The 14,192-nt window shown below is 39.4% G+C and carries 17 protein-coding genes and 2 pseudogenes; all 19 read left to right on the top strand.

From position 1 onward, the window contains the following. The coding region (locus tag WYK_RS21320) for a class I SAM-dependent methyltransferase (protein WP_235782580.1) at nt 1-779 on the top strand (779 nt) is incomplete at its 5' end. Between the two features lie 24 nt (nt 780-803). Then, nucleotides 804-981, top strand: a pseudogene (locus tag WYK_RS24285) (flagellin); the annotation flags it as partial. An 87-nt stretch (nt 982-1,068) separates the two neighbouring features. After that, complete coding sequence (locus tag WYK_RS21315; RefSeq protein WP_040376449.1) at nt 1,069-1,308, top strand: hypothetical protein; 240 nt, start codon at nt 1,069-1,071, stop codon at nt 1,306-1,308. 135 nt (nt 1,309-1,443) lie between these two features. Further along, the gene (locus tag WYK_RS21310) at nt 1,444-1,956 is read left to right on the top strand and encodes a JAB domain-containing protein (protein WP_040376448.1); all 513 of its coding nucleotides are present in this window, start codon (nt 1,444-1,446) and stop codon (nt 1,954-1,956) included. A gap of 15 nt (nt 1,957-1,971) precedes the next feature. Then, the gene (locus tag WYK_RS21305) at nt 1,972-2,184 is read left to right on the top strand and encodes a hypothetical protein (protein ID WP_040376447.1); all 213 of its coding nucleotides are present in this window, start codon (nt 1,972-1,974) and stop codon (nt 2,182-2,184) included. Between the two features lie 481 nt (nt 2,185-2,665). After that, nucleotides 2,666-4,999, top strand: a complete 2,334-nt coding sequence (locus WYK_RS21300; protein WP_040376446.1) for a hypothetical protein — start codon at nt 2,666-2,668, stop codon at nt 4,997-4,999. After that, nucleotides 4,996-5,292, top strand: a complete 297-nt coding sequence (locus tag WYK_RS21295; RefSeq protein ID WP_040376445.1) for an EscU/YscU/HrcU family type III secretion system export apparatus switch protein — start codon at nt 4,996-4,998, stop codon at nt 5,290-5,292. Before WYK_RS21300 ends, WYK_RS21295 begins: the two co-directional genes overlap by 4 nt. 54 nt (nt 5,293-5,346) lie before the next feature. Continuing rightward, the gene (gene fliS / locus WYK_RS21290) at nt 5,347-5,796 is read left to right on the top strand and encodes a flagellar export chaperone FliS (protein ID WP_040376444.1); all 450 of its coding nucleotides are present in this window, start codon (nt 5,347-5,349) and stop codon (nt 5,794-5,796) included. Further along, complete coding sequence (locus WYK_RS21285; protein ID WP_040376443.1) at nt 5,780-6,595, top strand: flagellin N-terminal helical domain-containing protein; 816 nt, start codon at nt 5,780-5,782, stop codon at nt 6,593-6,595. The genes fliS (WYK_RS21290) and WYK_RS21285 overlap by 17 nt, the downstream gene beginning before the upstream one ends. A 54-nt stretch (nt 6,596-6,649) precedes the next feature. Further along, the gene (locus WYK_RS21280) at nt 6,650-7,087 is read left to right on the top strand and encodes a YaaR family protein (protein WP_040376442.1); all 438 of its coding nucleotides are present in this window, start codon (nt 6,650-6,652) and stop codon (nt 7,085-7,087) included. Between the two features lie 111 nt (nt 7,088-7,198). After that, nucleotides 7,199-7,564, top strand: a complete 366-nt coding sequence (gene flaG, locus WYK_RS21275) for a flagellar protein FlaG (RefSeq protein WP_051387823.1) — start codon at nt 7,199-7,201, stop codon at nt 7,562-7,564. Between the two features lie 15 nt (nt 7,565-7,579). Further along, entirely contained in the window at nt 7,580-9,001 is a 1,422-nt protein-coding gene (locus tag WYK_RS21270; protein WP_040376440.1) for a flagellar hook-associated protein 2, read from the top strand. A gap of 27 nt (nt 9,002-9,028) precedes the next feature. Beyond that, a complete protein-coding gene (gene fliS, locus WYK_RS21265; RefSeq protein WP_040376439.1) occupies nt 9,029-9,430 on the top strand; it encodes a flagellar export chaperone FliS in 402 nt (133 codons plus the stop codon). After that, nucleotides 9,430-9,777 (top strand): flagellar protein FliT, encoded by a 348-nt coding sequence (locus WYK_RS21260; protein ID WP_040376438.1) that lies wholly within the window; start codon nt 9,430-9,432, stop codon nt 9,775-9,777. Before fliS (WYK_RS21265) ends, WYK_RS21260 begins: the two co-directional genes overlap by 1 nt. Continuing rightward, entirely contained in the window at nt 9,777-10,154 is a 378-nt protein-coding gene (locus WYK_RS23555; protein WP_152526529.1) for a hypothetical protein, read from the top strand. Before WYK_RS21260 ends, WYK_RS23555 begins: the two co-directional genes overlap by 1 nt. Nucleotides 10,155-10,379: 225 nt before the next feature. After that, complete coding sequence (gene hpf, locus WYK_RS21250) at nt 10,380-10,931, top strand: ribosome hibernation-promoting factor, HPF/YfiA family (RefSeq protein WP_040376437.1); 552 nt, start codon at nt 10,380-10,382, stop codon at nt 10,929-10,931. Nucleotides 10,932-11,386: 455 nt separating this feature from the next. Further along, nucleotides 11,387-12,998 (top strand): annotated as a pseudogene (gene ggt / locus WYK_RS21240) (gamma-glutamyltransferase). A 27-nt stretch (nt 12,999-13,025) separates the two neighbouring features. After that, the gene (locus WYK_RS21235; protein ID WP_040376435.1) at nt 13,026-13,583 is read left to right on the top strand and encodes a chromate transporter; all 558 of its coding nucleotides are present in this window, start codon (nt 13,026-13,028) and stop codon (nt 13,581-13,583) included. Next, nucleotides 13,580-14,110, top strand: coding sequence for a chromate transporter (locus WYK_RS21230; protein ID WP_040376434.1), 531 nt, complete (start codon nt 13,580-13,582; stop codon nt 14,108-14,110). The genes WYK_RS21235 and WYK_RS21230 overlap by 4 nt, the downstream gene beginning before the upstream one ends. Nucleotides 14,111-14,192: the final 82 nt, after the last annotated feature.

The following is a 14,192-nucleotide window of genomic DNA, read 5'->3' as shown; positions in this document are numbered from 1 at the left end:
AAAGGAAGCTGATATTAAGAAATGTCCTCTTTGTGAAAAAGAAGACAAAGGTATATTCTGTATATAACGCAGTTACGAGTATTGATTTTGTTAATGGGTTTAATCCAGTAAGATTATGGATGTATTGTGAAGTATGTGAACATATTTTCGCGAATAATATTCCATTAGAAATATCAAATCTATTAAATAATTCATCTTCAGTTTATGAAAGAAGCCCGAATTTAAATCTGATTCATTTGAATGACGAAATAATAAATAGAATAAAACAATATACAAAGGGTAGTAATTTTATGGAGATTGGAATTGGTTCAGGTGAAATGTTAGCAGTAGCTCTTGAACACGGTTATAACGTAACGGGTATTGATATTAGAAAAAGTTTGGCCAAAAATGTTTCGGATTTACTAGAAATAGAAATCAATTGCGTAGACTTTTTGGATATTGATATAAAAGAGGAATATGATGTTATATGTATGGGTGACGTATTAGAACATCTTACTAATCCTGTTATAGCCATTGAGAAGCTTAATGGAATTCTAGTGGAACAAGGCATAGTTTGGATATCAACACCCAACTTCAATAGTGCTTTTTCTAGAATTGTTAAGGAAGACGATCCAATGTGGAAAGTAATAGAACATATTAATTATTTTTCATATGATTCATTGTCAAAATTACTAAAATCTAAAGGGTTTGAAATTTTGGATTATAGAACATCACGTAGGTATAATGGATCAATGGAAGTACTAGCTAGAAAAGTTAATAAACATGTTATGGGTAAATAATAAACATATAGATAATGCTACTCTAACAACTTAGTTAAATGTGCTGAGAACTTAACGGTAGATTGAGATTCGTATCTGGCACTTAGACATGGCTAATGGAATCATGAACCAAACTAAGAACTCGATTTCTTCTCAAGCTGCTGAAGCTATGTTGGCTCCAGCTAACCAACAGCCACAACGCGTTCGTCAATTATTACGTTAATCTTAGGTTTCTTGAAAGGGACTCTAGTTATGCCAGGTCTCTTTTTTCAAATAGTAGTAAAAAAGCTGTTTGACAGGAGGAAACTAGATGGAACAAGACCAACAAGACCAGAAGAAATTCCTCGAACAACAGCTTAAAAGGACTGAGGATGATGTTCGTATCTTGGATGAGATGGACGTGAAGCTTCATGAAATGAAAAGGATAGATGAATACGCTTCAGAACATAATCTTTCTGTAATTAAAAATGAGAGGCTGAGCGGTGAATTGAATGTGTTAAAGAATGAATACAGTTTCCTAGAAAAACAGTTATATCCTGTTCTCCATTAGGAGGACCTTTCTTTTGAAGATAATCCGAATTACACGGAAAAATAAGTATATATTATAATATTAATATAGTAATAATTCATTAGCCCTAATTCCTTTTGTGGAGTTAGGGCTATTTCTATTTGAGGAGGAATTGATATGAACCATTACAAAGCATTAGAATCAAAGCAATTAGAGCTACTGGAAGGGGGAATTGAATTGAAGAAACAACCTGCAAAAAGGGTCAATATCGTAAGCCTAAGAATGGTGAAACAGTCAAGCATCCTTTATAAAAACAGACAAATTAAATCACCAGAAGATGGATATCAATTGATGAAGGAATTTCTAGGTGAAGCTGATCGTGAATATTTTGTTGTTGTTTGTTTAGATACGAAGAATCAGCCTACAAACATAAACATCTGCCATGTAGGGAGTCTTAATGCTTCCATCGTTCACCCAAGGGAATGCTTCAAACCAGCTATTCTATCCAATGCTGCATCGATAATGGTTTATCATAACCATCCCTCATTTGACCCCAGCCCATCTAGGGAAGATTGTGAAGTAACAAGGAGATTAGTAGAGGCTGGTAAAATTCTTGGAATTGATGTCCTAGATCACATTATCATGGGCGGTGACAGATATGTTTCACTAAAGGAAAAAGGCTACGTTTGAAAGGATGAGGAGAAGATGAAAGAACTGGACTGGTTCGTAAGAACGTTAGAACTTGAATTTCATTTAGTTGTAGAAAAGGAGCAAATAAGCTACGAAGCTAATGAGCTATACTTGGATGAAATTGACGAATCATTGATTCCGCTCAATCTGCAAAGGATGTTCATCCTCATCAAAAGCAACTTTCATTTCCATAACTCCAAGTTTTTGAATCATTCCATCACTAGTTAGTGCTTTTTTCGTAGCATCATAATATTTGTTCGTTAGCCATATTTTAAATTTCTTACTTTTTCCTTTTAATACTTCTTTATCACCATGCTGATTTTAAATCAAACATGATTATACTCTCTCTATTATCTGAGTTTTATACAGCATAGTTAAGAAATCATTAGAGCTATTGAAAGCCATAAGGTTAGCGTAATAAATTTAATCAATATTGATTAAATATGGATCATTATATCTGTTACTAGTCACTGTTTTTTTAAATTTACCTACCACTAATTATAAAACTACAAACCTTCAACTAACTGTGACTCTTCGTCCATAGATCAACTATTAAGAGGACTTAGCTTTATACCACTCCAATAAACTATTCTACGAAATACTCTCTAATTGTTTCTATTTACCCATATGTATCACTAAAAAACCCCTTCATATCTTAAGTCCACAACCGATAAAAATACTATAGACAATACGTCCGGGATGTGAAGAAATGCAAATTAATACGAATGGCTTTTTAAATTCAAATAAGATAGCAGATTCAAGCGTATCGCAACTTAAACAAGGTATGGTCACTCCGCTGCAGATTAAGGAACGCTTGAGTGATTCAGAAGTTCTCGCTGTAATTAAAGGTCAGGAAATTAAGGTGAAGTTTGAAGGTGCTTTACCTGAAAGTGATCGGGTAAATGTGGAAATCGTTGATGTGAATGAGAATGGGACGTTGAATGTTAAGCAGACTTCTATACCTCAAGAAGTGGATTCTTCCGAGGAATCAGTCGATGATCTAATGGCCAAAGCAGGTATCGATCCTTCTAAAAATGGTGAACTGAAGCAGGCATTGGCAGAGGTGACTAAAAATGGTGATCAGGTGACGAAAGAGACTTTATTGGAACTCCAAAAATTTCTAACCTCTGAACCAGGTTCTTTGAATGAGAAACTGGAAACCATTCGAATGTTGCAAAGTAAAAAGCTCCCCATCATTTCTACACAGTTAAAAGCGGTTCATCAAGCGCTTCATGGTCAAACACTTTCTGATTCACTAAATAAGCTAATTGACGACTTTGATCTATCTATCGATTTCTCTTCTGAAAAATATAAACCGGCAGCTAAGCAGGATCTAACTAATCAGCTGATTAAAGCTTTAAAAGAAGGTGGATATGAGGAGATCGTTGATCAATACATTCTTTCTCTCAAAGGAAAGGGAATGGATGCAGAGAGTTTGGCTGTTTTGAAAAATGAATTGCTAAAAGTTGGACAAGTATTTGAAGCAGGCAAACAAATAATGGATAAAAATGCTCAGGATGCATTAAAGCTGCAAGAAATAGCCATGGCAAAGCTGACGCAGGCTTTGAATAAAACAATCGAAGCAATTGAGCCCGCAGATTCAGAAAACAATGATCTTGCGAAAGCTGCCCAATTAATCGTTAAACAGATTCAAAAGGAACCGTCATTTACTAAAATACTGCAATCCATGGAAAATTTTATTGAGAACAATGATGGATTGAACCTATCGGGTATGAAAGAAGCAGTAGCGAAGGCTAGTAACCTAAATGAACAAGGCCGTGAGCTCGCTGCACGTCGCGAACTTACTGAAGCCTTTTTAGAATTGGAGAAAGCTCATCCAGAGCTTAAACAGAAAGATACACTTTCCCTGTCTGAAGCTGAGCAGTATCAAGTAAGTCAAAGTGTTCAAGCGCTTGGATTGGATTCTAAAAATATTTTAGTTACGGAAATTACGAAAAAACTATCTCAACTGACGATTGATTTTAAAAAAACACGGCAGGAAATCACAAGAAACCTCAGTCAAATCAGCAATATGATTGAAGCCAAACAGCAGCCTGCAGCTATTAAGCAAACGTTGGAGGCAACGATTACGAAGCTTGATAACACGATTTTAAAAAGTGACTTTTTGTTATATACCGATATGGCTACCGAGAAGAAATTAATGACCGCTAGTAGTCGGTTAGCAGCGGCACGTGACTTGCTTAAGCAGGGGCGTTATCCAGAGGCCAATGCGATTGTCAAAGATATTAAAGCAAGCGTTGAGAAGGTGATCTTTCAGCCCTCGGATGCTCGCATGAAACATTTTGTTTCTGAACAAAGCCTTCTTATGAGAAACAGTTCGCCGAATGATTTGCTGGCAAGACAAATTGAACAAGCGATTAAACCGTTTCCAGGAGAAGAGCCTGGAGCGAGACAGGTTTATGAAAGCATTAAAAAACTGGGACTCATGCATGAAACGGATCTGGCTCAGAACTTATTATCATCCAAACAAGTCCAGGAGCAAACGAATCTTAAAGCTTCATTACTGAGAATGATGCAGGGAGATAATCTTCAGGCTGATGCAGTACGAACGGTGGAGCAGACAGCTGCCAGCCTGACTGGACAGCAACTGCTAAGTAAACATGATTCAACAGGCCAACAACAGTTGTTCATGCAGCTTCCCTTTCTTCTGGAAAAACAGGTCGAAAATGTGAAAGTTTTTGTTAATTCACAAAAGCAGGGTGGATCGATTGATTGGGAAAACTGTAGTTTATATTTTGTCCTTGAAACAAAGAAAATGGGAGAAGTGGGCATTATGCTTAATGCCCAAAACAGTAACCTATCATTAACGTTTAAAAATGATCAACAGAATTTTCAAGAAAGAATGGAACCGCTAGCTGTCGAATCACTAAATAGATTAGCTGATATCGGCTATCATGCAGGCGCTATTCAGTTTAAGCCATTTACAGCTAAGACTGTTGACATTGTGAAGGAGCTAACTGGACAGACAAAACAAGGTGGCCAACATTCATTGAAACAGAAAGGGTATGATTATACGATATGAATCAGCAATCTTTTAATCAAATCAGCCGTAAACGGGTTAACGGACCGAGTGCAGCCGTGCTCCGCTATGACGAAGCCCAGGGGAAAGCACCTTCAATGGTTGCCCAAGGAAGTGGTCAGGTTGCGCGAAAAATTATTGAGCTGGCTAAACAAAATGATATTCAAATACAGGAGGACTCGTCTCTTGTGGCTAACCTGCTTGATGTAGATCTCGGCGAAGGGGTGCCACCTCAGTTATATGCCGTCATTGCAGAAATTTTTATTTTATTAGAAGAGATGGAGAAATCTTCTTAAAACTAGAAATGACTTGCCGATAAATAGAATAGTTAATGAATATGGAGGTAACGGATGGAACTCCTGACAAATGAAGTGATATATAAAAAGACACCCCAAGAATTGACCGCTTTTTTATATGAGGGGTTGATTGTTAATCTTGAAGCGGCACGCGATTTGATTGCTGAAAATAAGTTGTTTGAGGCCAATCAAAAACTCCAAAAATCAAACGATATTGTCGAGCGGTTGGGTATTGGTCTCAAGTATGAAGCTGGTCCAATTGCTGAACAGTTAGACAGTTTATATAACTATATGGCCAATCAGATTATTTTGGCTAATAGAAAGAAAGATACCAGTCTAATAGAAAATGTTTTAAAAATTATTGGACCAATCGCTCAAGCGTGGAATACAGCGATGAAAACAAATGTAAACCCAGCTGTGGTTCGGAAAATGTCCGCTTACGAAAGCAATATTATGAGAGAAAATACTAATTCTGAGGAGACTGAAGATGAAAATCAACCATAATATATCCGCGTTGAATGCTTACAGAAATTTAACAATTAACAATACGAATACGTCTAAAAGCATGGAAAAACTATCATCGGGCTTACGAATCAATAGAGCTTCTGACGATGCAGCGGGTTTAGCGATATCTGAAAAAATGCGGTCGCAAATACGCGGCCTCGATATGGCGGAAAGAAATGCCCTGGATGGCATCTCGTTAATTCAGACAGCTGAGGGTGCACTTTCTTCGACGCATGAAATCCTGCAGAGGATGCGAGAATTGTCTGTTCAATCAGCTAACGGTACGTATAAAAATGCGGATAGAGAAGAGATTCAAAAAGAAATGGTTGAACTTACAGCAGAAATTGATCGGATTGCTAAAGAAACCGAATTTAATAGTTCGAAACTCTTGACTGGAGGTACTGGAGGTTCATTTGCTTTTCAAATCGGTGCAAACTCAGGTCAGAAAGTTGAACTTCAAATTGGTGACATGAGTTCAACTGGGTTAAAACTAAATGGTGTGGACGTAAGTACAGTTGGAAAAGCTGAAGGAGCCATTACTAAGATTGATGCAGCTATACAGCAGGTATCCTCAGAACGTGCACGACTTGGTGCTGTTCAGAACCGTCTTGAGTATACAGTAGACAACCTTGGAACAATGAGTGAAAACCTTACTGCTGCTGAATCGCGTATTCGCGATCTTGATATGGCCTTAGAAATGACGAATTTCACGAAGAATAATATCATGAATCAAGCAGCGCAATCCATGCTTGCTCAGGCGAATCAATTGCCTCAGGGTGTGTTACAATTATTGAAATAATATTTGGGAGAGGGGTATCCTCTCCTTTTTATCAAGTAAAGAAGGTGTGAAGTGATGGAAGTACAACGGATAACCAATCGCTCTTTATCCAGATCGGATGTTAAAGAGGAGGTGGCTAAGGATTCCGTTTCCTTTACCTCAGTAATGGATAAACGTCGGACAGATGTAACTTTTGAACGATTAAGCAAGAAAATGACGGAGATTGAAGCGCAAGGTGAGAAATTGGCTGACATGAGATCGGTCGAGAACCTGCGTAAGTATAAAAAAATGGTCAAGGACTTTCTTGATGATGCCGTTAAAAATGGTCTAGAGCTGAAGGAACAGCGCGGTTTTAATCAGCGGGGGTCGACCAAAGTGTATAAACTAGTTAAAGAAGTCGATAAAAAGTTAATTGACCTGACGAATCAAGTGCTCGACAAAGAGAAAAAAGGCCTTGATGTTCTTAACCTTGTTGGGGAAATTAAGGGAATGCTGCTCAATATATATACCTGATAATATTGCATGCCGTCGCACACTTTGTGTGCGGCTTTTTGCTGTCTTTTTCTAAATAAAACGGGGTAGTTTCCGATATAAAATATAAAGAGTTCAATCGGAGGCGCAATCATGCTGGAAAGTTTAACGACCAACGTTCTTTCCTCACAGCAAAGAATAGCCATCTCAGAAGGAATCAGTTCATTTTATCAAAGAGAGATCGATGTCATTGAAAAGGTTAGTCACAATCAAAATGAAAGTAATCATCCCATTAAAAAAGAACAGGTAAAAGATGCGGTTGAAGGGTTAAATAAGTTTCTTGCGCCAAGCTACACATCCGTTCAATTTCAATATCACGAAGAGCTCAATGAATATTATGTGAAGGTTGTTGATCAAACAACGAATGAAACAATTAGAGAGATTCCACCTAAGAAAATGTTAGATATCTATGCGGCTATGACTGAATTTGTTGGCATCATGGTCGATGAAAAAATATAGTCTGGAGATGATCACATGACACGAATAAGCGGATTAGCAAGTGGAATGGATATTGACACCCTAGTTTCTAGTATGATGCAAGCAGCAAGGGCTCCCCTCGATACAATTACTCAAAAGAAGACATTTACCGAATGGCAGCGGGACGACTATCGCGATATCAATAAATCATTGCTCGAACTTGATACTCTCATTTTTGATGGCATTGGGAAGCAAAGTTCATATATTAAAAAAACAGTTAATGTATCCGATCCAAATTCGATATCGGTGAAAAATATAAGTTCGACTTCTGATTTTTCCGGTACGGTTAATGTTGAAACATTGGCATCCGCTGCAACATCAGTAGGTACTATTGCGAAAATGGATCCAACAGCTAAATTAACTACTAAAGGTACCTTTACTATAGAGGCAAAAGGGACAGATGGAAAAGTAGCTGCGGTACCAATTACTTATGATGAAACTGATACTTTAAATAGTGTTATAGAAAAGATAAATTCAAAATCTAATGTTACAGCTTTTTATGATGAAGCTACTGGTCAAATATCCTTTACTGCAAAACAAACAGGCAGTAACAACCAAATAAAAATAACTGGTGATATGTTCGGAAATGCAACCTTTAAAAATCAAGACGGAGGCAATGCCAAACTCACATACAACGGCCTTGAAATCGAACGTTCTTCCAACACCTTCCAAATTAACGGAGTGGAAATTACACTTAAGCAGAAAACAACGGATCCAGTAACCTTCTCCTCAACAGCCGACGTGGATGCTGTCATGGATACAGTGGTTAAATTCGTTGCTAAATACAACGAACTAATCACCAAAATCAAGGAAAAAACGGATGAGACTAAGTATCGTGCTTACCAGCCTTTGACGGCAGCTCAGCGGAAAGAGATGGATGAAAGCGACATTAAGCTGTGGGATGAGAAGGCGAAGAGCGGTACACTGCGGAATGATTCGACGTTAAATGGTGTCTTGACGAAGATGAGGTCTTCTCTTTATGGCAAAGTGGATGGAACATCAACTTTCAGCCAGTTAAGCCAAATTGGAATCACTACCACAAAAAACTATAACGAAGGTGGAAAACTCGTAATAAACGAAGAAGAACTCCGTAAAGCGATTTCAGAGAATCCGAATGCCATTTATGAGTTGTTTCAAAAAGAGGGTACAACAACAGAAAATCAGGGACTTGCTCGCCGCTTAAGAGCGGATTTGAAAACAGCAATGACAGACATTTCAGCAAAAGCAGGGAAGGCTTCGGACGTAAATGACACTTTCACTATCGGAAAATTGCTTAACAGCTACGATAAGAAAATATCGAGTTTTGAAACCAAACTTACGGCCCTGGAAACTCGCTACTACAAGCAATTTACGGCTATGGAAACAGCAATTAACAAAGCGAATAGTCAGAGCAGCTCACTTTCTTCATATTTTAGCTGATCGTACTTGAAAGGATGAATAATAAAAATGGCTTTATCTAACCCGTACCAATCGTACCAACAGAACTCGGTGAATACTGCATCTCCTGGCGATTTGACGTTAATGTTGTACAATGGCTGTCTGAAGTTTATTACCCTTGGTAAAAAAGCGATGGAGACCGGCAATATTCAGGAAAAGAACAATAATCTCTTGAAGGCGCAGAATATCATTCATGAATTAATGGTGACGCTGAATATGGACGTGGCGGTTTCGAAAGATCTATTAGCGCTTTACGATTACCTGAATCGCCAGCTGATTGAAGCAAATTTAAAAAATGATTCCGCTATTCTTGATGAAGTAACGGAGTTCGTGACTGATTTCCGTAATACGTGGAAAGAAGCGATCCAACTGAATCGTCAGAAGCAATTTACTCAAAGCGGACAAGCATAATGGAAGCCGTTAAAAAATTTCATGATTTAACGGAGCAGCTGCTTGCTGTTCTTGAGCAATCGTCAAAAGAAAAGCGGGATGAAACGATTGGTCTGGTTCATGAGTTGTTAAGCAAACGCGATGAGGCGTTAGCCAATATTTCTCCGCCTTTTTCTGCAGAAGATACAGTGATTGGACGGAACACAGTAGCTCTAAACAAACGCTTAACACGATTAATGGATGCTGAAAAAACAGCTATCCAGCGGGATCTTAAACAGCTTAGTATGAAGAAGGAATCGTCAGATAAATATGTGAATCCCTATCAAAATATCATGGGTGACGGCATGTTTTATGATAAGAAGAATTAATGATGGAGATTCCATACCCGTTCATTCGCGAATTCACAGAATTACTCTATAACGTGAGGGGCATTCTTGATCGGATTCTGGCAGGTTTTGATGAGTTCACACTGCTAGAAGATGATCTCATACTGATCGATATTTTTGCTGGTCTAGCTCAAATTGATGAAGCGAACCATCAGTTAGCTTATTATTTTTATGATCATTCTACGTTTCTTACTGTGATCCAAGGCTTTTCGCTCGTTGTGGAGGAAGCTGAGTATCTGGAGAAGACTTGGAATAGTAGTGAAGGTAAACAGAGGCTGATTCGTGATCAGTTTTATCCCGTCTATGCCGTTTGGCAGGCAGAGGTACAGGAGCAATTAACACCTTACACGATTTCTTAAAAGGTACAGCAGATTATTTCTGCTGTACCTTTTACTAGTTTAACTCTGTCTTTCTTTCTCCGGGAATTATTGATATAATAAGGTTGTAAGCGATATCAATATTAACTTCCTTTTCTCGACAGGAAGCTTTGAAATTTCGACAAATTTTGATAAGTGTTTGTGAAGGATTTCAAAGGGGTAATGTAGAATTATACCTATAGTGCTATTTAAAGGAGGACTAACTTTATGAATTACAACGTTCGTGGTGAAAACATTGAGGTAACTCCAGCAATAAGAGAGTATGTTGAGAAAAAGATTGATAAGTTAGAAAAGTATTTCAGTAATACACCAGAAGCCAATGCAATGGTGAATCTAAAAGTTAACAATACAACGTCTAAAGTTGAAGTAACGATTCCGATGCCTAATTTGGTACTCCGTGCGGAAGAAGAGAATGCAGATATGTATGCTGCGATTGATTTAATCACCGACAAACTTGAGCGCCAAATCCGTAAACATAAAACCAAAATTAATCGTAAGTTTAGAACGACTACAACGGTTCCTGATACGTTCGCTCCCCTGGAAGCAGGTTTTGAAACGCTTCCTGAGGAAGAAGATGATGAATTAGAAGTAGTGCGTAATAAACGTTTTGATTTGAAGCCGATGGATAGTGAAGAAGCCATCCTGCAAATGAATATGCTGGGTCATAGCTTCTTCGTCTATACCAATGCCGATACAAATACAACAAATGTTGTTTACCGTCGTAAGGACGGGCGTTATGGATTGATCGAACCAAACTGAAGACTCACAGGATGGACGCAGTTCTTAACTAGAACTGCGTTTTTTCTATGATTTCACACTCACCAGATCCCGTTGCACTTCTTTAAGTTTATTCCGGCATTCGGTGCAATTGATTGTCCCTACATCTTTGAATTTGATGTTACGAAGATCTCTTCTGGTCAATTGATAAAAAGAGTTATAAACCTCTCCACACAGACAACTTGTTTGATCTGTAACAACATGGATGACCTTGGTGGCTGGATGTTCATATGTTGGATAATGCATAGACAACCCTTCCTAATAATTGGCATAAAAATACATAACGCTGTATATAATTATATCTCTTTGTACCTATTTTTTCATGAGAATAAAGTAACAATTAGCTACAAAAGGTTGCTTAACCTTTATTTACCTTATTTTAATAAAAATAGTAAATACCTAATTTTGTATAAAAAATTAATAAAGAGGGTGACAAGATGGAGTTTGATTATCAGTATAATCCATATCCTTCGACTCGACAAACCATTTTTGGGAGAAAAGGGATGGTGGCCACTTCTCAGCCGCTCGCAGCACAAGCAGGATTAGATATATTGAAGAAAGGCGGAAATGCTGTGGATGCAGCGATTGCTGCAGCGGCAGCATTAACCGTGGTTGAACCGACGTCTAATGGAATAGGCGGAGATGCCTTTGCACTTGTATGGATGAAGGACAAGCTGTACGGCTTGAATGCCAGCGGCCCTTCTCCACAGTCCATTTCGATTGAAGCCGTGAAAGAACGAGGATTTGAAAACATGCCGGCTCATGGGATGATTCCTGTTACAGTCCCTGGGGCACCCGCAGCATGGGCAGAGCTTTCAGAAAGGTTTGGTAAATTATCTCTTTCAGAAGTTTTGCGGCCTGCCATTCAATATGCAGAAGAAGGGTATCCAGTCTCACCGGTTCTTGCTGCAAGCTGGAACGCAGCTTTTAAGCGCTATAAAAAAGAACTGATAACGAAAGAATATGAAGCGTGGTTTACGACATTTGCTCCAAATGGTCGTGCACCAAAAGCAGGAGAAATCTGGCGGTCACCTCATCATGCGGATACGTTAAGAAAACTTGCTGAATCGAATGGCGAAAGCTTTTATCATGGAGAGTTAGCTGAAAAGATATCTGATTTTTCAATAAAAAATCAGGGATTTCTTTCTCTGGATGATTTAAATAGTTATCGTCCTCAATGGGTGGAACCGATTTCTGTAAACTACCGGGGGTACGATGTGTGGGAAATTCCCCCGAATGGTCAAGGAATTGTAACTCTTTCTGCCTTAAATATTGTTAAAGGTTTTCGTTTTTCTAGAGAAAGAGGCAGTGGACACCTATCATAAGCAAATTGAAGCGATGAAGCTTGCCTATACGGATGGCAAGGCCTATATTACTGACCCAGATGATATGACGATCAGTGTTGAACAGCTGCTATCTCCGGAATATGGCGAAACGCGCCGCCAGGAAATCGGCGAAGAAGCATTGCTTCCTCAGCCCTATGATCTTCCTAAGGGTGGAACGGTTTATTTAGCAACGGCAGATAATGAAGGAAATATGGTATCCTTTATCCAAAGCAATTATATGGGATTCGGTTCAGGTATCGTTGTACCAGGTACGGGGATTGCTCTGCAAAATCGCGGGTATGACTTTTCATTGGATCCGGAGCATATAAATGCATTAAAGCCAGGGAAAAAATCCTTTCACACCATCATCCCAGGTTTCTTAACGAAAGATGGTGAAGCAGTCGGCCCATTTGGTGTCATGGGTGGCTATATGCAGCCACAGGGACATATGCAGGTAGTCATGAATACGATCGACTTCCAGTTACATCCTCAAGCTGCTCTAGATGCACCACGCTGGCAATGGATAGGTGGAAAGACCATCCAGGTCGAACCTAATTTCCCACTTGATACCGTGGAGAACTTACGCGAAAGAGGACACAATATTGAAATATCCCTTCATTCAGGGACATTTGGCAGAGGGCAGATTATTTGGCGTGATCACGTAACAGGTGTTCTGCAGGGTGGAACGGAACCACGTACGGACGGAATGGTTGCAGCCTGGTAATGAATATGAGAAAAAAAGGTGAGAGCAATGGAACAGAAACAAATCTTTATGGCATTTTTTAGAGTAGGCATGCTGGGTTTCGGCGGCGGACCTGCTGCCATCCCACTTGTGCAAAAAGAAGTGGTGGATACATACAAATGGATGGATGCGGATGAATTCAGTGACATCCTCGCACTCGGTAATGCGCTGCCTGGTCCAATTGCAACGAAGTTAGCTGGATACATAGGGTTCCGTGTTGGCGGCATATGGGGCATGGTGAACGGTGTGCTTGCGACAATTGTTCCGACCATCATTATGATGATTGTCCTGCTGGCGAGTCTTAATGCCTTTCGTGACCAAGGCTGGGTAAAGGGCATGTCAACAGCCGTCGTACCGGTGGTTGGGGTTATGCTTCTGACGATGACCATCGATTTTATCAAAAAATCATCCAAATCCAGCTTAGGATGGATTTGGACGATTGTTTTTATTATAGCCGGCTTAGTGTTAATGGAAGTTCTCCAGGTTCATCCTGCGATTTTAATCTTCGCTCTGCTAATCGGAGCGCTGCTTAAGCGGGATGCTAAGGATCGGGGGAAAGAAACATGATTTATTTGCAAATATTCTGGGCTTTCTTTATCTCGGGAATATTAGGTTATGGAGGCGGTCCGGCATCGATTCCCTTGATCGAAAAAGAAGTAGTGGATCGGTATGAATGGTTGTCGCTCCATGAATTTAGTGAAGTACTTGCTCTAGGAAATGCATTGCCTGGTCCGATTGCTACCAAGATGGCGGGTTATATTGGTTTTGAGCAGGCTGGTATTCTAGGAGCAGTCGTGGGTGTCTTCGCTGCGGTGGCACCATCGCTGCTCTTAATGATTGGTCTCCTAAGTCTACTGACCAAACATAAGGGCTCGCCAAAGGTGAAACGATTAACGGTTGTCGTTAGACCCGTAATTGCTGTCCTGCTTGGAGTAATGGCCTATGACTTCTTTTTTTCTTCCTATGAGAGCATCGGAATTCTGCAGATGCTGGTAATAGGCATCATCAGTTATTTACTGATGAATCGATGGAAGGTACATCCCGCTTATGTAATTGCAGCTGCACTGTTATATGGTGGACTATTCCTTTCATAAGGAAAGCCGCTGAGTCATGCCAGGACTTCCTGGCATACGATTCAGGGGCTTTTTTTCTATTGTAAGTGTACAAAGCCGACCC

Origin of the sequence: Peribacillus psychrosaccharolyticus ATCC 23296 (genome assembly GCF_000305495.1) — a bacterium.
GTDB lineage: Bacteria > Bacillota > Bacilli > Bacillales > DSM-1321 > Peribacillus > Peribacillus psychrosaccharolyticus.
The sequence above is the reverse complement of the archived record's forward strand: the minus strand, read 5'-3'. Positions and strand labels throughout refer to the sequence as shown.